At 68.0% G+C, this 19,850-nt stretch carries 14 protein-coding genes; 5 read left to right on the top strand and 9 right to left on the bottom strand.

Going from position 1 to position 19,850, the window contains the following annotated elements:
• Positions 1 to 205: 205 nt before the first annotated feature.
• A complete protein-coding gene (carB, locus tag G539_RS0117230; RefSeq protein WP_029076300.1) occupies positions 206 to 3,520 on the bottom strand; it encodes a carbamoyl-phosphate synthase large subunit in 3,315 nt (1,104 codons plus the stop codon).
• 234 nt (positions 3,521 to 3,754) lie between these two features.
• Here carB and ypfJ point away from each other — a divergent pair, with 234 nt between their 5' ends.
• Positions 3,755 to 4,666: a KPN_02809 family neutral zinc metallopeptidase gene (gene ypfJ / locus G539_RS0117225; protein WP_029076299.1), complete on the top strand. Its 912-nt coding sequence runs from the start codon at positions 3,755 to 3,757 to the stop codon at positions 4,664 to 4,666.
• Between the two features lie 4 nt (positions 4,667 to 4,670).
• The gene (locus G539_RS0117220; RefSeq protein ID WP_029076298.1) at positions 4,671 to 5,246 is read left to right on the top strand and encodes a DUF1003 domain-containing protein; all 576 of its coding nucleotides are present in this window, start codon (positions 4,671 to 4,673) and stop codon (positions 5,244 to 5,246) included.
• Positions 5,247 to 5,567: 321 nt separating this feature from the next.
• Here the strand turns inward: G539_RS0117220 and G539_RS0117215 are convergent, their stop codons facing one another.
• Positions 5,568 to 6,521, bottom strand: a complete 954-nt coding sequence (locus G539_RS0117215) for an alpha/beta hydrolase (RefSeq protein ID WP_029076297.1) — start codon at positions 6,519 to 6,521, stop codon at positions 5,568 to 5,570.
• A 263-nt stretch (positions 6,522 to 6,784) separates the two neighbouring features.
• Between G539_RS0117215 and G539_RS26350 the strand changes: the two genes are divergently transcribed.
• A complete protein-coding gene (locus tag G539_RS26350) occupies positions 6,785 to 9,181 on the top strand; it encodes a DUF6600 domain-containing protein (protein ID WP_029076296.1) in 2,397 nt (798 codons plus the stop codon).
• 403 nt (positions 9,182 to 9,584) lie between these two features.
• Here the strand turns inward: G539_RS26350 and G539_RS0117205 are convergent, their stop codons facing one another.
• From G539_RS0117205 to G539_RS0117180, 6 genes are all read right to left on the bottom strand, one after another.
• On the bottom strand, positions 9,585 to 9,875 hold the full coding sequence (locus tag G539_RS0117205; RefSeq protein ID WP_029076295.1) for an HlyU family transcriptional regulator: 291 nt from the start codon (positions 9,873 to 9,875) through the stop codon (positions 9,585 to 9,587).
• A 35-nt stretch (positions 9,876 to 9,910) separates the two neighbouring features.
• Positions 9,911 to 10,501 (bottom strand): Uma2 family endonuclease, encoded by a 591-nt coding sequence (locus tag G539_RS25255; RefSeq protein WP_035831514.1) that lies wholly within the window; start codon positions 10,499 to 10,501, stop codon positions 9,911 to 9,913.
• A 74-nt stretch (positions 10,502 to 10,575) separates the two neighbouring features.
• Entirely contained in the window at positions 10,576 to 12,567 is a 1,992-nt protein-coding gene (rpoD, locus tag G539_RS0117195) for an RNA polymerase sigma factor RpoD (RefSeq protein WP_029076294.1), read from the bottom strand.
• Between the two features lie 178 nt (positions 12,568 to 12,745).
• Positions 12,746 to 14,695: a DNA primase gene (gene dnaG, locus G539_RS0117190; protein ID WP_029076293.1), complete on the bottom strand. Its 1,950-nt coding sequence runs from the start codon at positions 14,693 to 14,695 to the stop codon at positions 12,746 to 12,748.
• Between the two features lie 115 nt (positions 14,696 to 14,810).
• Positions 14,811 to 15,776, bottom strand: coding sequence for a small ribosomal subunit Rsm22 family protein (locus G539_RS0117185; RefSeq protein WP_029076292.1), 966 nt, complete (start codon positions 15,774 to 15,776; stop codon positions 14,811 to 14,813).
• Positions 15,777 to 15,785: 9 nt separating this feature from the next.
• Positions 15,786 to 16,238 (bottom strand): GatB/YqeY domain-containing protein, encoded by a 453-nt coding sequence (locus tag G539_RS0117180; RefSeq protein ID WP_029076291.1) that lies wholly within the window; start codon positions 16,236 to 16,238, stop codon positions 15,786 to 15,788.
• A gap of 236 nt (positions 16,239 to 16,474) precedes the next feature.
• Between G539_RS0117180 and carA the strand changes: the two genes are divergently transcribed.
• Both carA and G539_RS25250 read left to right on the top strand, forming a co-directional pair.
• Complete coding sequence (carA, locus tag G539_RS0117175; protein WP_029076290.1) at positions 16,475 to 17,722, top strand: glutamine-hydrolyzing carbamoyl-phosphate synthase small subunit; 1,248 nt, start codon at positions 16,475 to 16,477, stop codon at positions 17,720 to 17,722.
• A 146-nt stretch (positions 17,723 to 17,868) separates the two neighbouring features.
• Positions 17,869 to 18,843 (top strand): diacylglycerol/lipid kinase family protein, encoded by a 975-nt coding sequence (locus tag G539_RS25250; RefSeq protein WP_051231575.1) that lies wholly within the window; start codon positions 17,869 to 17,871, stop codon positions 18,841 to 18,843.
• On the opposite strand, the gene G539_RS0117165 is transcribed toward G539_RS25250, so the two are convergent.
• Positions 18,833 to 19,561, bottom strand: coding sequence for an SIMPL domain-containing protein (locus G539_RS0117165; protein WP_035831510.1), 729 nt, complete (start codon positions 19,559 to 19,561; stop codon positions 18,833 to 18,835). The two genes, G539_RS25250 and G539_RS0117165, sit on opposite strands and share 11 nt — an antisense overlap.
• Positions 19,562 to 19,850: the final 289 nt, after the last annotated feature.

Genomic DNA, 19,850 nt, shown 5'->3' with positions numbered 1-19,850 from the left:
GCACAATAATTCAGGCGCCGGCGCCCGAAAGCACCAGCTCCTGATTTCCAGTTCCGGTGGGGCGCCGGCCGTCATATCGGCCGTCGGCCCCGTCCGCATGCCTTATCCGGCAAAATGAGCCTTCAAGTGTCGTCCACGAATGCGGCGAGCGCAAGAGGGACGCTTGCGGGCCTGAAAATCGGCCCGCAAGGGATCACAAACGAGATCAGGCCGGCTCAAAATAGGCCTGCAGCGGCCGCACTTCCAGTGTGCCGGTCTTGTAGGCCTCGATGCCGAGCGAGGCGGCCACGGCGCCGGCGAGCGTCGTGTAGTAGGGCACCTTCTGGAGAAGCGCGGCGCGGCGCATCGAACGGCTGTCGCCGAGCGCGCGGGCGCCCTCGGTCGTGTTGAACACGAGCTGCACTTCGCCGTTCTTGATCGCGTCGACGATGTGCGGCCGGCCTTCCGCGACCTTGTTGATCTTGGCGCAGGCGATGCCCTGTTCCGCCAGGAAGCGCTGGGTGCCGGTGGTGGCGATGATCTTGAATCCGAGCGCCTCGAGGCGGCGCATCGATTCGACGATCCCCGCCTTGTCGGCGTCGCGCATCGAGACGAACACGGTGCCACCGGTCGGCAGTGCGCTGCCGGCGCCGAGCTGCGCCTTGGCGAAGGCGATCGCATAGTCGAAGTCGAGGCCCATGACCTCGCCGGTCGAGCGCATCTCCGGGCCGAGCAGCGTGTCGACGCCGGGGAAGCGGGCGAACGGGAACACGGCTTCCTTGACGGCGATGTGATCGCGGCGCGCCGCGGTAAGATCGAAGCCCTCGAGCTTCTCGCCGGCCATGACGCGGGCAGCGATCTTGGCGATTGGCTTGCCGATCGTCTTGGCGACGAAGGGCACCGTGCGCGAGGCGCGCGGGTTCACTTCGAGCACGTAGATGTCGCCGTCCTTGATCGCGTACTGCACGTTCATCAGGCCGCCGACTTCGAGCGCCAGCGCCAGCTTGCGCGTGTGCTCCTCGAGCGTCGCGATAGTCTCGGCCGAGAGCGAATGCGGCGGCAGCGAGCAGGCGCTGTCGCCCGAATGGATGCCCGCCTCCTCGATGTGCTCCATGATGCCCGCGATGAACACGGTCTTGCCGTCCGACAGCGCGTCGACGTCGACCTCGGTCGCGTCCGAGAGATAGCGGTCGAACAGCAGCGGGTTCTTGCCGAGCAGCGTGTTGATCTGGCCTGTCTTGTCGTTCGGGTAGCGCGCCTTGACCTCGGACGGCACCAGCTCCGGCAGCGTGCCGAGCAGGTAGTCGGACAGCGTGTCGTCGTCGCGGATGATCTGCATGGCGCGGCCGCCGAGCACGTAGGACGGGCGCACCACGAGCGGGTAGCCGAGATCGGCCACGACCAGACGCGCCTGCTCGACCGAATAGGCGATGCCGTTCTTGGGCTGGCGGATGCCGATCTTGTTCAGGAGCTTGGAGAAGCGGTCGCGGTCCTCTGCGAGGTCGATCGCGTCGGGCGAGGTGCCGAGGATCGGCACGCCGGCCTCCTCGAGCGCCGCGGCGAGCTTCAGCGGCGTCTGGCCGCCGAACTGGACGATGACGCCGTGCAGCGTGCCGTTCGACTGCTCGACGCGGATGATCTCCAGCACGTCCTCGGCGGTCAGCGGCTCGAAATAGAGCCGGTCCGAGGTGTCGTAGTCGGTCGACACCGTCTCCGGGTTGCAGTTGATCATGATCGCTTCATAGCCGGCATCCTTCAGCGCGAAGGCGGCATGGCAGCAGCAATAGTCGAACTCGATGCCCTGGCCGATGCGGTTCGGTCCGCCGCCGAGGATGATCACCTTCTTGGCGTCGGAAGGCTCGGCCTCGCTGACCGGCGCGCCGCTGAACGGCGCCTCGTAGGTCGAGTACATGTAGGGCGTCGGCGAGGCGAACTCGGCCGCGCAGGTATCGATGCGCTTGTAGACCGGGTGCACGCCGAGCTCGAGGCGCAGCGCCTTCACCTCGGTGTCGCTCTTGCCGGCGAGGTTGGCGAGCCGCTGGTCGGAGAAGCCCATCGCCTTCAGGCGGCGCAGGGCGCCGGCCGTCTTCGGCAGGCCATGCGTCCGGATCTTCAGCTCGGTGTCGATGATGCCCTTGATTTCCTTGAGGAACCACGGGTCGATCTTGCAGGTCTCATGCACCTGCTCGACGGAGATGCCGAGGCGCAGCGCCTGGGCGGCCTTGAGCAGGCGGTCCGGCGTGGGCGTGCCGATCGCGGCGCGGATGGCGTTCGCGTCGTCGCCCTGACCGAGGCCGGGGATCTCGATCTCGTCGAGGCCGGACAGGCCGGTCTCCAGGCCGCGCAGCGCCTTCTGCAGCGATTCCTGGAAGGTGCGGCCGATCGCCATGACCTCGCCGACCGACTTCATCGCGGTGGTCAGCACCGGCGAGGCGCCCGGGAACTTCTCGAAGGCGAAGCGCGGGATCTTGGTGACGACATAGTCGATCGTCGGCTCGAACGAAGCCGGGGTGGCGCCGCCGGTGATGTCGTTCTCGAGCTCGTCGAGCGTGTAGCCGACGGCGAGCTTGGCCGCGACCTTGGCGATCGGGAAGCCGGTCGCCTTCGATGCCAGGGCGGATGAGCGCGACACGCGCGGGTTCATCTCGATGACGATCAGCCGGCCGTCGGCCGGGTTGACGGCGAACTGCACGTTCGAGCCGCCCGTCTCGACGCCGATCTCGCGCAGCACCGCCAGCGAGGCGTCGCGCATGATCTGGTATTCCTTGTCGGTCAGCGTCAGCGCCGGCGCGACGGTAATCGAATCGCCCGTGTGGACGCCCATCGGATCGATGTTCTCGATCGAGCAGATGATGATGCAGTTGTCCTTCTTGTCGCGGACAACCTCCATCTCATACTCCTTCCAGCCGAGCACCGATTCCTCGATCAGCACTTCATCGGTCGGAGAGGCGTCGACACCGCTTTCGACGATCTCGATGAATTCCTCGCGGGTGTAGGCGATGCCGCCGCCGGTGCCGCCCAGCGTGAAGGACGGGCGGATGATGACGGGCAGGCCGATCTCTTCCAGCGCGGGCAGGGCCTCGGCGAGCGAATGGGCGAGCCGCGAACGTGGCGTCTCCAGCCCGATCTTCGTCATCGCGTCGCGGAACAGCTCGCGGTCCTCGGCCTTGTCGATCGCTTCCGCCGTGGCGCCGATCATCTCGACGTTGAACTTGTCGAGCACGCCCATCTTCTTCAGCGACAGCGCGCAGTTCAGCGCCGTCTGGCCGCCCATCGTCGGGAGCAGCGCGTCGGGGCGCTCCTTCTCGATGATCTTGGCGACGATCTCCGGCGTGATCGGCTCGATGTAGGTCGCGTGGGCCAGATCCGGATCGGTCATGATCGTCGCCGGATTGGAGTTCACGAGGATGATTCGATACCCTTCGTCCTTCAGGGCCTTGCAGGCCTGGGTGCCGGAATAGTCGAACTCGCAGGCCTGGCCGATGATGATGGGGCCGGCGCCGATGATGAGGATCGATTGGATATCTGTACGTTTCGGCAATTTCGTCTCGCGCGTAGCAAAAAGCCCGGCGCGGCAGTCCGCGCGGGCCGTCAAGCAGGGGGCGTGTAAGGCTCGTTGTAAGGCTAGAGCGGGCTTATAGGGGAAAAGGCCGGACGGGGGAACCCCTGCCGGTCACCGAGGGTTCTACAGTCACTGGCGGGCGGACCGCGCCGGGACTAGTTTCACAGCAATGCGCCGGGCGTCAGCAAGCCGGGCGGTCATGGAGTAGGTTGGATGCGGCTCGGTGATCAGCGCGAAAGCAACAATGTCGAGGATCGACGCGGCAGTTCCGGAGGCCTCGATGGCGGCTTCCGGCCGGCCGGCATGGGCGGGCGCGGCATTCCGCTCAAGGGCGGCTCCCTCGTCACCGTCGCCGTCATCGTCGGCATCGGCTGGCTGGTGTTCGGCATCAACCCGCTACAGATGCTCTCGATGGTGACGGGCGGTGGCGGCGGCTACGATACCAGCTACCAGCAATCCGCGCCGCAGCAGAGGGGCGGCGGCATCGACGACGAGGGCAAGGCCTTCGTCGCCAAGGTGCTCGGCAGCACCGAGGACGTCTGGGACGACATCTTCAAGTCGGCGGGCGAGACCTACCAGCCGACGCCGCTGGTGCTGTTCACCGGCATGACGCGCTCGGCCTGCGGCAGCGCCAGCTCCGCCTCCGGCCCGTTCTATTGCCCGCTCGACAAGAAGGTCTATATCGACCTCGCCTTCTATGACGAGCTGAAGCGCCGCTTCGGCGCGCCGGGCGACATGGCCCAGGCCTATGTGATCGCGCACGAGGTCGGCCATCACATCCAGGACCTGACCGGCGTCCTGCCGAAGTTCAACGAGATGCGGCGCTCGATGAGCCGCGAGGAGGCCAACGCGATGTCGGTGCGCGTCGAGCTGCAGGCCGACTGCTATGCCGGCGTCTGGGCCAACCGCACCGACCAGAAGGGCATGCTCGAGGCCGGCGACATCGAGGAGGCGCTGAACGCCGCGACGCAGATCGGCGACGACGCCATCCAGAAGCGGACCCAGGGCGTAGTCGTGCCCGAGAGCTTCACGCACGGCACCTCGGCGCAGCGCCGGACCTGGTTCGATCGCGGCTACAAGACCGGCGACCTGAACCAGTGCAATACCTTCCAGGGTGCGATCTGACCCGATGTCGGACGCGGCGATCCGCGAGCTGTGTGAACGTCTCCTTGCCGACGGCCCCTCGGTGCTGTCGGCGGGGGATCGCCGGCTGCTGGAGAAGGTCGCGACCCGCACGCATGTCGCGCGCGACATCAATGTCGAGTTCGATCGGCAGCTCTCCTTCGGCGAGCGCCTGGCCGACCGGGTCGCCGCGATCGGCGGGTCCTGGGCCTTCATCATCGCCTTCGCGATCGTGATCCTCGGCTGGACCGGGCTGAACACCTTCGTCCTGACCCGCTGGGGCGGCGCTGGCTTCGATCCCTATCCCTATGTCTTCCTCAACCTCGTTCTCTCGATGGTCGCCGCCCTGCAGGCGCCCGTCATCATGATGTCGCAGAACCGCCAGGCCGATAAGGACCGGCTGGCGGCGCAGCATGACTATGAGGTCAACCTGAAGGCCGAGATCGAGATCACGGCGCTGCACGACAAGGTCGAGCTGATGCGCAATGGCGAACTGCGCATCATCCTCGAGCGGATCGAGATCCTGCTGGCCGACCACATGGCGCGCGACGAGGCCGAGCGGCAGGGCGAGCTGAAGGGGTAGGGGCCCGCGCCTGTCCGGGTTTGTTCCTGCCTGACAATTCGTCCGTGCGACGCACCGCCCGCAAGATGCTGAGGAGGTCCGAAGGGCCGTCCAATCACGCAGGGCGGCCACGCAGTCTATGGTGCGCTGGCAGGAGCGCGTCGCCCCGGCGGAGGCCGGGGCCCATAAACACGGGCCAAGAAGTCAGGGCTCCAGCCTTCTGGCCACAGATCGGCGCGTATGGATCCCGGCTTCCGCCGGGATGACGGCGGAGACGGTCGACGCTGCGCAACGCCCCCAGGCAGGCATGAGGGGGCGAATTGCTCGGTTGAGGCGGCGGCCTCAGCCGCCGTTCGCCAGGATCCAGTTCAGCGTTTCGCGCCAGTCGGTCATGCGGATCGGCGTGCCGTGATTGCCGTTCTGGAACAGCACGAACTGGATCGGGTAGCCGGGCGACTTCTTGCGGACGGAATCGAAGAAGGCCTGCTGCGTCTTCCAGTCGATGATCGGGTCTCGGCTGCCATGGCCGATGAAGATCGGGATCTGTCGGCCGCCCTTCTTCAGCGCCGCCGTCTTCAGGAAGCCGGGATCGTTCAGCGAGCCGAGCAGGATCAGGCCGGAGATCATCGAGGCCGCCTCGTGGTCGCGCGCCAGCGACCAGCAGAGCTTGCCGCCATAGGAGCCGCAGGCGACGACGATCGGCGCGCCGGGCGAGCGCGCGGCATAGTCCTGCATCAACGCCTTGATCTCGGCCGTGCCGGTCGCCTCGAAATCCGAGAAGTCGGGCGACAGATAGGCGCCGCCGGCGGCGACGGTCAGGTTCTTCACGCGGTTGAAATTGCCGCCGAAGGTCCAGTCGTCGGCGCCCTGGAAGCGGGTGCCGTTCTGGCCGTGCAGATAGATGACGATCAGGCTGGCGCGGCCCTTGGTGGCTCCGGCGCCGACATATTTGAGCGTCCGTCCGCCCGCCTTGTAGGTCAGGTGGTCCTCGCTCCGCTTCGTCTTCAGCGAGACATATTTGCGCTGCGCCTTGCGCTCCGGCACCTCGTCGCGGCCGTTGATGTCGCGCATCTCGTCATAGTCGACGACGCGGAAGGCGCCATCGGCCTTTGTCTCCAGGATGGTGCCGTAGCGGAACAAATCGTCCTTGTAGGGAGCGAGCTGCGGTCCGGCGGCGTTGGCCGGCCCGGCGACCAGCAGCGCCGGCAGCAGGAGCGCCGCGGCGAGGGCGCCGAGGATCCGGCCGCGCGCGGGCCCCTTGCTGTTCTCGTCACGGCTCGCAGCTCGTCCCGTCATGCGCCTTGCGTCTCCCGTCCTGATGCGGCGGCAGGATGGCATCTTCGCGCCGTGCCGCCAATCCGCGCCGGACCGCATTCAGGGAACGTTCAGGCGGCCGGATCGATTGAAGGGAGGAAAATGGGGCAGGCCGGGTCCGCCCAGTGCCTTGATTGAGCCTCGCCCATGCCGCTTTCGGCGTGGATATGCGGGGTAGGCGAAGCGCGCTTCGCATGATTCGGTTCGGCCGGCCACGAGGGGCCGGAAACGACGGGAAGGACGAAATGAAGTATCTGGGACTGATCGGAGCGGCTCTTGCCGGCGGCGTGGTGGTCGCCGGCGCGGCCGCCGTGACCGGCGTCGTCGAGATGCCCTATACGCTCGAGCTGCGCCCGAAGGCGCCGGCCGTCGTCGACGAGGGCGTCGCGCCGCCCGCCGATTCCACCGACATGGACGAATACGACCAGGCTGCCGAGCAGGGCGGGAGCGACGCCGGCGAGGCCGTGGCGCCCGAGCCCGTCGCGGAGGCGCTGCCGCCGCTGCCGCGCTCGCGCCCCGTCTACACGGCGCAGTCCACGTCGAAGCCCCGGCCGCAGCCGGTCTCGAACCGCCCGCGCGCCAGCCGGCCTTCCGGCAATGTCGACTATTTCTTCGACGAGCTTGCGCCCTATGGCCGCTGGGTCGAGAACGACGATTACGGCTATGTCTTCGTGCCGAAGCGCCGCGGCGCCGGCTGGCGGCCGTTCCAGGAGGGGCGCTGGACCTGGACCGACGATTACGGCTGGTACTGGGAGTCGAGCGAGCCGTTCGGCTGGGCGACCTATCACTATGGCCGCTGGGACTATGATCCCGACTATGGCTGGTACTGGGTTCCCGGCGACACCTGGTCGCCGGCCTGGGCGACGTTCCGCGTCGGCGGTGGCCGCGTCGGCTGGGCGCCGATCGCGCCGGACCGCTCCGGCTACCAGTATGGCGCGCCGCGCCGCTACGACCCGCCGGTTTCCGAGAGCTGGGTGTTCGTCGACGAGCGTTATTTCGATGATGACGACATCGGTCGCCGTGCCGCGCCGGTGCGCGATGTCGGCCGCTATCTCGGCGAGGCGCGCGACGTGCGCCGGCCGCGCTACGAGGATGGCCGCTTCTACAACGAGCCGATCCGCCGTCGCGACCGCCCCGGCCGCGAGATCGTCTATGTCGACGACCAGAGCGACATCTTCGACGATGATCGCGGCGGCCGCATCGGCGTGTTCCGCCCGCGCATCGAGGACCAGCGCTTCGACCGCCGGCCGGACCGCTTCGACCGTGACGTGCCGCGCGGCGACCGCACGATGATCGACCAGTATGTCGAGCCCGATCCCAATGCGGCGATCGCCGGCGTTGTCTCGGCGGCGCTGCTCTCCGTGCTCGATCCCGGCGAGCGGCGGGATCTGCGCCGTGATCGCGACCGCGAGCAGCCGCAGCAGCGCGAGCGAATGCAGGCGGAGATCGACAAGCTGAAGGCCGAGAAGGCCGCGCTGGTCGAGGAACGGCGCAAGCAGGCCGAGGCCCGCGCCGCCGAGATCGACGCCGCCAACAAGAAGGCGGCGGCCGAGCGCCAGGCCGAGCAGGAGCGCATCCGCCAGGAGCGCGCCGCCAGGGCCGACGAGGTGCTGAAGAAGGTCGAGGCCAATCCGCAGCCGGCCGAGCCGCAGCAGCCGGCGCCGGGCAATCCGGCGCCGGCGGAAGCCGTGCCGCCGGCCGACCAGCAGCCCGCGCCCGACCAGGGTGGCGAGCGTCCCGCGCGTCCGCAGCGTCCCGATGCCTCCGGCCAGCAGCCGGACGGCCAGCAGGGCGAGCGGCCGCGTCGTGAGCGGCCGGCCAAGCCTGCCGCCGAAACGCCTGCTGCCGAGACGCCTGCCGGTGAAGCGCCGGCTGTCGAGACACCGGCCGTGCCGCGGCCCGAGCCGGAGTCCAAGCCTGAGCCGAAGCCCGCCGAGCCGGCTCCGGAGGCGAAGCCTGCCGAGCCGAAGCCGGAACAGCCCGCCAAGCCCGAGAAGCCGCGCCGCGAGCGTCCGGCCCAGCCGGCCGAGGAGGCACCGGCCGCCGAGCAGCCGGCGCCGGAGGCCAAGCCCGCGCCGGAAGCCAAGCCGGAGCCCGAGGCCAAGCCTCAGCCCGAGGCCACGGAGCCCGAGGCCAAGCCGGAGCGGCCGCGTCGGGAGCGTCCAGCCCGTCCCGCCGAGGAAGCGCCGGCCCCGCGTCAGGAGCAGCCGCAGGCCGAGCCGCGGCCCGAGGCCCGTCCCGATCAGCCGGCGGAGCCCGAGCCGCCGCGTCGTCGCCGTCCGCAGGCCGAACAGCCTGCCGAGCCGGCCCCGGCCGAGGAAGCGCAGCCGCGCCGCCAGCGGCCCGAGCGCCAGCGCGACAATGCGCAGGAGATGCAGCAGGAACAGCCGCAGCAGCAGGAGGAGCGCCCGCGCCAGCGGCGCGAGCGGGCGCCCCAGGCCGAGGAGCAGCAGCCGCGCGAGGAAGCGCAGCCGCAGCGCCGGCAGCGCCAGGAACAGCGTGGGGAGCAGCCGCAGGAAATGCAGCGCGGCGAGCCGGAGCAGCCGGAGCAGGGCCGCCCCGAGCGGCGCCAGCGCCAGGAGCGTGGTGGTCCGGATTGCCCGGACGGCGCCCAGCAGCCGGACGGAAGCTGCGCCCAGTAAGGGGCGAAATGACAGAAAAGCCGGCCGCGATCTCGCGGCCGGCTTTTTTCATGGAGGCGTCTTTGGGGCGGCTCACTCCTTCCGCTCCGCCATCATCCTGAGGTGCTTCGCGCGAGCGAAGCCTCGAAGGAGGATCCAGCGGAGTGGCGGGCTGAAAAGAAGGTTCGGACGCCCCGCGGAGGCCGCCCGATCAGGGTATTACCTGGACCCTCCTTCGAGGCCCGGCTGTGCCTGGCACCTCAGTGTCTGGCCCGTAATTGGACAAGGCCCGCCACGCCGCCTTCCCTTCACCTCTCCCTCAGGGAGAGGTGAAAGTAGAGTGTCCCCCGCATTTCGGGCCAGACACTCAGGATGATGGTCGCGTATGGGGAGGCCGGCGACCCGTTCCGCCGGCATCGATGCCTCAGTTGGCGTCGAAGATCCGGTCGCCCTGCTCGTCGATGATCTGCTTGCCCTTGACGATGGCGAAGTCGGCGGCGGCGTCGCGGCTCGTGTGCGAATCGACGCGCACGAAGCGGTAGGACTTCTCCACGCCGTCGATCGTCTTCTCGATGAAGCCGGCGGTCTTGTACTGGCCGCCCTCGGAGAAGGGCGCGGGGCGGATGTTGTAGCCCTTGTACTCGGTCGCCTCGCTCTTGGCCTCGGCGGCGCTGGAGCCGCCGCCACCGCCAAACAGCTTCTTCAGGAACGACATGGCTTGACCTTCTTGCTGATGTCCTTGACCGAGGCTTAGCGCGATCCCTCGCCGAGGTCGAGGTCGGCGAGCCGCAGCGCGAAGGCGGTGGGCGCGAAGGCCGGCACGACGAGATCGTCGGCGCTCCAGGGCGTGATCGATTGATAGCGTCCGTCGGCGGGATCGCGATGGACGTGGATGACGTTGGCGACCGCGTCGATCACCCAGAGCTCGCGAATGCCGAAATGGGCGTAGACGAGGGCTTTCGGGCCGAGATCGAAGCCGAGCGACGAGTCCGATAGTTCGACCGCCAGCAGGGCGTTGCCGCCGTCGAGCCGCTGGATCCCGACGGCGCGGTCGAAGATCACGACATCGGGCTCGAGATAGGTGTCGATCGCGAGACGGAACGTTGTCTCGGGAATGAGTTCGATCGAGTCGGGTGCCACGCGATACCACTGCCGGAGCAGTCGCGCCTTCAGCACCTCGTGCCGGCTGCCCTTGGGATTCATCGGAATGAGCTCCCCCCCGATCAGCTCGACCCGTTCTTCCGCGCGGAGCAGGCCGACCTCGCTCATGCGCTCGACCTCCTTCACCGTGAAGCCACGGCGGGGGAGATCGGCGTTTTCGAGGATCGCGCGCACGTTCATGTCGGCATCCTAAGATAAAAGGGCCGCTCTCGCGAGCGGCCCCTTTGGATGAGCGGAAGTCCGGTCTCGGACGATCAGTTGTCGAGGAACGAGCGCAGCTTGCGCGAGCGGCTCGGGTGCTTGAGCTTGCGGAGCGCCTTCGCCTCGATCTGGCGGATGCGCTCGCGCGTCACCGAGAACTGCTGGCCGACTTCTTCCAGCGTGTGGTCGGTGTTCATGCCGATGCCGAAGCGCATGCGCAGCACTCTTTCCTCGCGCGGGGTCAACGACGCGAGAACGCGCGTCGTTGTTTCGCGAAGATTGCTCTGGATCGCGGCGTCGATCGGCAGGATCGCCATCTTGTCCTCGATGAAATCGCCGAGATGCGAATCCTCCTCGTCGCCGATCGGCGTCTCGAGCGAGATCGGCTCCTTGGCAATCTTCAGGACCTTGCGCACCTTTTCCAGCGGCATGGCCAGCTTCTCGGCCAGCTCTTCCGGGGTCGGCTCGCGGCCGATCTCGTGTAGCATCTGGCGCGAGGTGCGGACGATCTTGTTGATCGTCTCGATCATGTGCACCGGGATGCGGATCGTGCGGGCCTGGTCGGCGATCGAACGGGTGATCGCCTGGCGGATCCACCAGGTGGCGTAGGTCGAGAACTTGTAGCCGCGGCGGTATTCGAACTTATCGACCGCCTTCATCAGGCCGATATTGCCTTCCTGGATCAGGTCGAGGAACTGCAGGCCGCGGTTCGTATACTTCTTGGCGATCGAGATGACGAGGCGGAGGTTCGCCTCGACCATTTCCTTCTTGGCCTGGCGGGCTTCCTTCTCGCCCTTCTGCACCATGTGCACGATGCGGCGATATTCGGTGATCTCCAGGCCCGTCTCGGTGGCGAGGCTCTGGATTTCGCCGCGCAGCTCGCGGATCCGGTCCTTGCCGTTGGTGACGAAGTCCTTCCAGCCGCGACCGCCGAGATTGGCGACGCGACGCAGCCAGTTCGGATCGAGCTCGGAGCCCTGGTACTCGCGCAGGAACTCTTCGCGGCTGACGCGATAGCTCTCGGCCAGGCGCAGCAGCTTGCCCTCGGAGCTGACGAGGCTCTTGTTGATGGCGTAGAGCTGCTCGACCAGCGAATCGATGCGGTTCTGGTTCAGCGAGAGCGACTTGACCTCGAGGATCAGGTCGTCCTTCAGCTTCTTGTAGCGGCGCTCCTGCGAGGGCGACAGCGTCTCGTTCTTGAGACGGCCCTCGACCAGCTGGTCCTGCAGGCGGCGCAGCTTCTTGTAGTTCTCGGCGACGTTCTCGAAGGTCTCGACGACCTTCGGCTTCAGCTCGGCCTCCATGGCGGCGAGCGACATGTTGTTTTCCATGTCGTCTTCGTCGTCGGCGTCGCCGTCGGGCTGCGGCGGCATCGGAGCCTCGGCTTCCTCGTCCTCGGCGCCTTCCTCGAACGGCACGCCGCCCGGGCCCGCCATCGGCGCATTCTTCGCCTCGGGACCGGCATAGGTCGCCTCGAGGTCGATGATGTCGCGCAGCAGGATCTTGCCTTCGGCGAGCTCGTCCTTCCAGATGATGATGGCCTGGAAGGTGAGGGGGCTCTCGCAGAGCCCGGCGATCATGGTCTCGCGGCCGGCCTCGATACGCTTGGCGATGGCGATTTCGCCCTCGCGCGACAGCAGTTCGACCGAGCCCATCTCGCGCAGATACATGCGGACGGGGTCGTCGGTGCGGTCGGTCGGCTCCTTGGTCGTCGTCGAGCGGGCGACGGCGGTGCCGGTCGATTCGGCGAGCTCGCCCGCTTCCTCGTCGTCGGAGCCCGGCTCCTCGGCCTCCTCGACCTCGTCGGCCTCGATGACGTTGATGCCCATTTCCGAGAGCATCGAGAGGATGTCCTCGATCTGCTCGGAACCGACCTGCTCGGAAGGAAGGACCGAATTCAGCTCTTCATAGGTGACGAAGCCGCGCTTTTTCGCGACCTTGATCATCCGCTTGACGGCGGCATCGGAGAGGTCCAGAAGCGGACCGTCCTGCGGCTCGGCCTGAGCGTCCTGGGCCTCTTCGTTTTCCTGAACCTTGGTCGCCATTCTGTTCTCCGTCTTGGCAAACGCCTCGCGCCAGACGGTGCACGTCCGTCGCGCTGGCCTTTGCCGGTAAATCCTAGAGACAGCAGGAGATTTTTCTCGCGCCGTCGGTCGTCCGACTCATAGGCTTTCTAGTCTTAAGGCCCGCTTAACCTTACGCCGCCCACAGGGTGAGCGGTTCCTACATCGATTGCATCCGTCGGCCCGAACTCAGTCCGAAGCCTTCGATCAGAGCCTCGGTTCCATCGCTGTTGGCCATCTGGTTCTGGATGTCGATCATCTTCGCCAAGTTGGCGTCGCTGGGATCGGTCGCTAGCGCTGCCTCGGCATCCCTGAGTTCCTTATGTAACGTTCGCGCCTTCCTGTGCAAGGTTAGCGCCTGCATCCAACCATCCGCTGCGTCACGCTCCGCCGCATCCGCCTTTGCCTGCCAATTGCCGCAACGCTCGAGCTGCAGGTCGAGCTTTTCGATCAGGTCGCCGAACCGCGTCGACATCAGGCGGCCGCGCAGCCCCCCGCTGTCGACATGCGGATCATCGGCGGCAATCTCTAGGATTTGCGTGCGAAGAGAGTCAAGTTCGCGATTCGTCAACTCGATCTGCGCGAATTCCTCCAGGTGGTCCGGCACCAGGTTCGGATGGTTGGCCATGGTCATCACCAGCACCACCTCGCGCAGCGGCGGCTGCACCCGCCCGGCCAGGGTCGTCGCGCGCTTCAGGCTCTCGGAAATGACCGGCGGCGGCTGCCGGACCGGCCGTCCAGCCCCGGCTCCCGCGCCCATGCCGCCGCGTCCGCCCTCGCGACGCTGACCGCCGCCGCGCGGCTGGCGACCGCCGCCCTTCTGGCCATAGCCGAAGAAATCGCGCGCCCGCTCGGCGAAGGCCTGCTCGTAGTGATGGCGAATGCTCTCGTCGGTGACGGTCTTGGCGATCTCGCGCAGCCGCGCCTCCAGCGCCGCGCGTCGCTCCGGCGTCTCGAAATCGCCGCCGCTGGTCTCGCGCGTCCAGACCATGTCGAAGAGCGGCCGGGCGGAAGCGAGCACCTGCATCATGGCCTCGCGCCCGGCCGAGCGGATCAGGTCGTCCGGGTCCTGGCCCTCCGGTAGCAGGGCGAAGCGCACCGTCTTGCCGGGCTTCAGCGCGGCGAGCGCCAGGTCGGCGGCGCGATAGGCGGCGCGCAGGCCGGCCTTGTCGCCGTCGAAGCAGAGGATCGGCTCCGGCGTCATGCGCCAGAGCAGCTCGAGCTGTCGCTCCGTCAGCGCCGTGCCGAGCGGCGCCACCGTATGGCCAAAGCCCGCCGTCGCCATGGCGATGACGTCGACATAGCCCTCGACGGTGATCAGCGTGCCGGCGCTCTGCGCGGCCTTGCGCGCCTCGAAGCCGTTGTAGAGCAGGTCGCCCTTGCGGAAGAGCACCGTCTCCGGCGAGTTCAGATATTTCGCCTGCGCGTCGGGCGAGAGCGCGCGGCCGCCGAAGGCGACGATGCGGCCGCGGAAATCGGTGATCGGGAACATCACGCGGTCGCGGAAGCGATCATAGGAGACGGGGATGTCGTCGCCCGCGATCAGCAGGCCGGTGGCGACCATGTCCTCGTGCGGCACCCCCTTCGAGGCGAGGAATTCCTTCAGCGCGTTGCGGCTCTGCCGGGCATAGCCGAGGCGGAAGCGCTGCTGGATGTCGGGGCCGAGCGCGCGCCCGTTCAGGTAGCCGCGCGCCCCGGCGCCGTCGCGCGATTGCAGCCCGTCCTGGAAGAAGCGGCAGGCGAGCTCCATCACCTCGTGCAGCGAGGCGCGCTTGCGCTCCTCCTCCTCGGCGCGGACGTCGCGCGCCGGCATCGGCACGCCGGCCTCGATCGCCAGGCGCTCGACGGCTTCCGGGAAGGAGAGCCCTTCCAGCTTGGTCAGGAAGGTGAAGTGGTCGCCGGACTCGCCGCAGCCGAAGCAGTGGTAGCGGCCCTTGCGGTCCTCGGCGTGGAACGAGGGCGATTTCTCGCCATGGAACGGGCAGCAGGCCCAGAAATCACCCTTTTGCGGCTGCGACTTGCGCCGATCCCACGTCACACGCCGGCCGACGATCGAGGAGATCGGCAGCCTGGCGCGGATTTCGTCGAGAAAGGAAGGCGAGAAGCGCATTGGACCCCGGTGTGATGCTGACCCACCAATGTAGGGCCCGCCAGGTCGAAGGGCAAAGGCGGAGAGGGATTTATGCCCGCTATGCAGGGCGGCCTGTTGGCGCAGGCAGCTTTCGTCAGAGTTCCAGCGCGTCGCCCCAGTCGAGGCGGCGGGCCGTCTTGAAAAGTTCCCCCTCGCGCTTGGTGACGAGCCGGTTCTCGACCGCGCCCGAGGGCAGGCAGAGTTTCAGGCCGACCTTGCCGCTGGAGGCCCTGGGCGGCGCCAGCACGCGGGCTGCACGGGGGGCGGGCTCGCGCGCGGCGGCGAGATAGATGAACTTCTCGTCCTCGAACGGCACCACGGCTCCCTTGCTGCGCAGATGGATCTTCGTGCGCGCCACGCGGCGGGAGAAATGGCACCAGTCGGGCGGGACGATCGGGCAGGGGGCTTCGTGCGCGCAGGGCGCGATCACATGCGCGCCGGCGTCGAGGAGCCGGGCCCTGGCGTCGAGGATGCGTTGCCAGCCGGCCGGCGTTCCCGGCTCGACGATCAGGAGCAGCGATCCGGTCGCGGCCCATGCCGTCTCGACGAGCGCGGCGCGGGCGGCATCCTCCAGTTCGTCCAGCACATAGGCGATGGTGACGAGGTCGCGCTTGTCCTGTGCGCCGAGCCCGCGGGCGAAATCGAGGTCGCGCCAGGCACGGGCGAAAGGCGGCGCCGCCGCCGCGAGGCGTTCGCCCCAGCGCCGCATGGCGGCGCTGCCCTCGATCATCAGCGCGTCGTCGAGGCTCGCCCAGGTGTCGTGCGCCGCCCACAGCGCCGTGCCGGGGCCGGCGCCGAGGTCGAGCAGGCTTCTCGGCGCGAAGTCCGGCATCCGTTCCTCGACGGCGGCCATCGCCGCGCGCACGGCGGCGAAGGTCGCCGGCAGCCGCGCCGCCAGATAGGCGCGCGCCGCGTCGTCCTCGGAGACGTGGAAGCGACCGTCGCGGACCTCGCCGCGATAGCGCTCGGTGAGCCGCGCCGACGCTTCCGCCAGCGCCGCCACCGAGGATCCTTCGAGCGCGGCATCGACGGCATCGCGAAGCGCCGGCGGCAGTTCCATGGTCGCGTCCTAGCCGGCGAGCGCTGCCTTGACGGCGGCACTCGCCTTGGAGAAGTCCATCTGGCCGGCGTGGCGGGCCTTCAGCTCGGCCATCACCTTGCCCATGTCGCGGATGCCGGAGGCGCCGGTCTCGGCGATGATCTTCTCGATCGCGGCCTTGGCTTCCGACTCGCCGAGCTGCTTCGGCAGGTATTCCTCGATGACGGCGATCTCGGCGCGCTCCTGCGCGGCGAGCTCGGGGCGGCCGTTGTCGTCGTAGATCTTCGCCGACTCGAGGCGCTGTTTCACCATCTTGGCGAGCAGGTCGATCAGTTCGGAATCGGTCGCCTCGCCGGTGCCCGCGCCACGGGCCGCGATGTCGCGATCCTTGATCGCGGCGGCGATCAGGCGCAGCGTTCCGGTACGGCCCTTGTCCTTGGCGAGCGTCGCTGCTTTGAGGGCTGCATTGATCGTGTCGCGCATCGTCATTCTCCTTGAAGGGGTTGCACCATAGAGAAACTCGGCGCGGCCTTCAAGCGCACCAACTCTAACGCATTGAAATATATAACTTTTGCATTTCGACTGGCGGGTTGACGGGGGCGCTTGCTTGACCTAGTTTCCCGCCAAATGGGCGCGTGGCGGTGGATCTTGGAGGTCCGCTGCGTTTTTGTGTGGCATGAGCACGGCGCCCGACCACCATCGAGACCAGCGGATTGACCATGGCCGACACAATGCTGACCGACGCAATCACGGATGACACTGTCTGGGCGGAGCCGAAGCCGACCGCGCTTCTGATCCTCGCCGATGGAACCGTGATCGAGGGCCGAGGCATCGGCGCCGTCGGTCAGGCGACCGGCGAAGTCTGCTTCAACACGGCGATGACGGGCTACCAGGAAATCCTGACCGATCCGTCCTATGCCGGGCAGATCATCACCTTCACCTTCCCGCATATCGGCAATGTCGGCGCCAATGACGAGGACAGCGAGACGGTCAACGCCGCCGCCGCCTCGGGCGTGCGCGGCTGCGTGCTGAAGACCGACATCACCGACCCGTCCAATTACCGGGCGCTGAAGGATTTCGACGCCTGGCTGAAGGCGCGCGGCATCATCGGCATCGCCGGCGTCGACACGCGCGCCCTGACGGCGCTGATCCGCGCCAAGGGCATGCCGAACGCGGTGATCGCCCATGCGCCGGACGGTGCCTTCGATCGGGCCGCGCTCGCCAAGGAGGCCGCCGCCTGGCCGGGCCTCGAGGGCATGGACCTCGCCAAGGAAGTGACCGCCGGCCAGACCTTCCGCTGGGACGAGACCAGCTGGGTCTGGAACAAGGGCTATGGCCGCCAGGAAAGCCCGATGCACAAGGTCGTCGCCGTCGACTACGGCATCAAGCGCAACATCCTGCGCCTGCTGGCCGACGCCGGCTGCGACGTGACCGTGTTGCCGGCGAGCGCGACCGGCGCCGACATCCTCGCGTACAAGCCCGACGGCGTCTTCCTGTCGAACGGCCCCGGCGATCCGGCCGCGACCGGCGAATATGCCGTGCCGGCGATCAAGGAAGTGATCGCTGCCGACGTGCCGCTGTTTGGTATCTGCCTCGGCCACCAGATGCTTGGCATCGCGCTCGGCGGCGAGACCAAGAAGATGCACCAGGGCCATCACGGCGCCAATCATCCGGTGCAGGACCGCACCACCGGCAAGGTCGAGATCACCTCGATGAATCACGGCTTCGCCGTCGATTCCGCCACGCTGCCCGACACCGTCGAGGAGACGCATGTCTCGCTGTTCGATGGCTCGAACTGCGGCCTGCGCGTCAAGGACAAGCCGATCTTCTCGGTGCAGTACCATCCCGAGGCCTCGCCCGGCCCCGAGGACAGCCACTACCTGTTCACGCGCTTCATCAATCTGATGCGCGCCCGCAAGGGCCAGGCGCCGCTGCCGGAGCAGCCGGCTCCCGAGGCCGCCGCCTGATCGCTTCGATCCCTGAATTCTGAGAATCCCGCCCCGTCAAACGGGCGGGATTTTCTTTTGCGCGAGCGTGCGTGGATCGAAGCGCCGGCGCTTGCGTTGGCGGGGAGCGGGCGCCACCTAGGAGGCGGCGCAGCCGGGGAAAGATCGTGGCCGATACCGTCGTCATCCTCAACGAACATGCCGGGACGATCCAGGATCGCGACCCGGCCGAGATCCGCGCGACCGTCGAGCGCGCCTTCAGCGACCGGGGGCACTCGGCCGAGGTGATCCTCGCCGAGGGCAACGCCTTCCTGCAGGCGATCGACCGCGCCGCCCAATCCGGGCCGCAAACGGTCGTGGTCGGCGGTGGCGACGGCTCGGTCGGCCACGCGATCCGCAAGCTGGTCGAGGCGCGCGGCCGCTCGGAGCGAACCCTCGGCGTGCTGCCGCTCGGCACGATGAACCTCTTCGCCAAGTCGCTCGGCATGCCGGCCGAGCTCGACGCGGCGCTGGCCGCGCTCGCCGCCGCGACGCCCCGCCGGATCGATCTCGCCAGTGTCAATGGGCGCGTCTTCCATACGCTGGCCGGGCTCGGCTATTTCGCGGAAGTCGCGCGCGGCCGGGCGCAATATCGCGGCGGCGGCCTGCCCTTCGGGCGCTTCATCGCGGTGGCGCGCTCGTCGCTGCGCGCCTTCAGCCGCGCCGGCGTGCTGCAGCTGACGCTGGAGACGGAAGGTGGCCGGCGCGAGATCGAGGCCTATGCGCTGCTCGCCAGCAACAATCGCCTGTCGCCGAGCGGGCTGGAGCGGCCACGCCTCGACGAGGGGGTGATCGAGATCCATTTCGCGGAAGGGGCGGCGCTCGCCAGCCGCATGCAGGCCGGGCTCGACCTCCTGGCCGGGCGCTGGCGCGACAACCCGGAAATCGAGTCGCTCGCGGTGACGCGCGCCACGATCACCAGCCATCGGCCGCGCCTCTGGCTGTCGGTCGATGGCGAGTTGTCGCGATTGCCGACGCCGCTGGTGCTCGAAAGCCTGCCGGCGGCGCTTTCCGTCCTCGCGCCGGCGATCGGCGCCGGGAGGAGGGCAGGGGAGATGGCGGCGGGGCCGGGCGGCCCCGCGCCGGAGCCGCTTACTTCTTGAGCGGCTCGATGATGTAGACGAGCGTCGCGTTGGCGGTGATCTGCTGCTCGCCGCCCATCACCGGCGTGGCCATGTCGGCCTTCATCGCCATCTGGGTGCGGAAGATCGGCACGCCGCCGCCTTCGCTGGTCTGCACCGACTGGATCGGTCCGAGCTTGACGCCGGCGGCCTCCGCCATCAGCTCGGCCTTGCGGCGGGCCTCGGCGATCGCCGCCTTCATCGCCTCGTCGCGCAGGGCGCTGGCCTTGTCGATGTCGAAATCAATGCCGGTGACGCGGTTGGCGCCGGCGGTGACGACCTTGTCGAGCAGCGGGCCGGACTGGGCGAGATCGCGGATCTTGACCGTCACCTGGTTCTGCACCCGGTAGCCGGTGACCTGCGAGCGGCCGTTCGGGTCCTTCGAGGGATCGGAATAGACCGGATTGACCGAGAGGCCGCTGGTGGCGATGTCCTTGTTGGCGATGCCGGCATCGGTGATCGCGGCGATGACGGCGGTCATGTCGGTGGCGTTGGCGGCGAGCGCCTCCTTGGCGGAGGCCGCCTCCGAGACGACGCCGAGCGTGACGACGGCGATGTCGGGCGCGGCGGTCGCGATGCCGTCGCCGAACACGGTGAGGGTCGGCGGCTGCGGCGCCTGCTGCGCCAGCGCCGGCGCGGCGAGGGCTGCGATCATCGTCGAGGCGAGGATGGTCGTGCGGATGAACTGCGCGCGGATCATTGAAGTCTCCGTTCTCTGCTCGCATGGCGTGTCGGACGCGTCCTGCTTAGGCAGGCAATGCGACGGCACTGCGGCGACCGGATGGCGCCGCCCGGGCGGGGAGGGCTTTCCACCGAAGCCTCGATCGGGCCGGCGTGCGCAGATCCGGGAAGTCAATGCGTTACGTGCGGTATTGTTTCTATGGTATAATTTCTAAGATATAGTTCCGTCCGCGTGATGGGTAAATTTGGCGTGACCATCGATTTTGTTATCGGACCGTGAACCGCGGCCGCTCTATTTTGGCCGGCGG

This window comes from Kaistia adipata DSM 17808, assembly GCF_000423225.1.
Lineage (GTDB): Bacteria > Pseudomonadota > Alphaproteobacteria > Rhizobiales > Kaistiaceae > Kaistia > Kaistia adipata.
The sequence above is the reverse complement of the archived record's forward strand: the minus strand, read 5'-3'. Positions and strand labels throughout refer to the sequence as shown.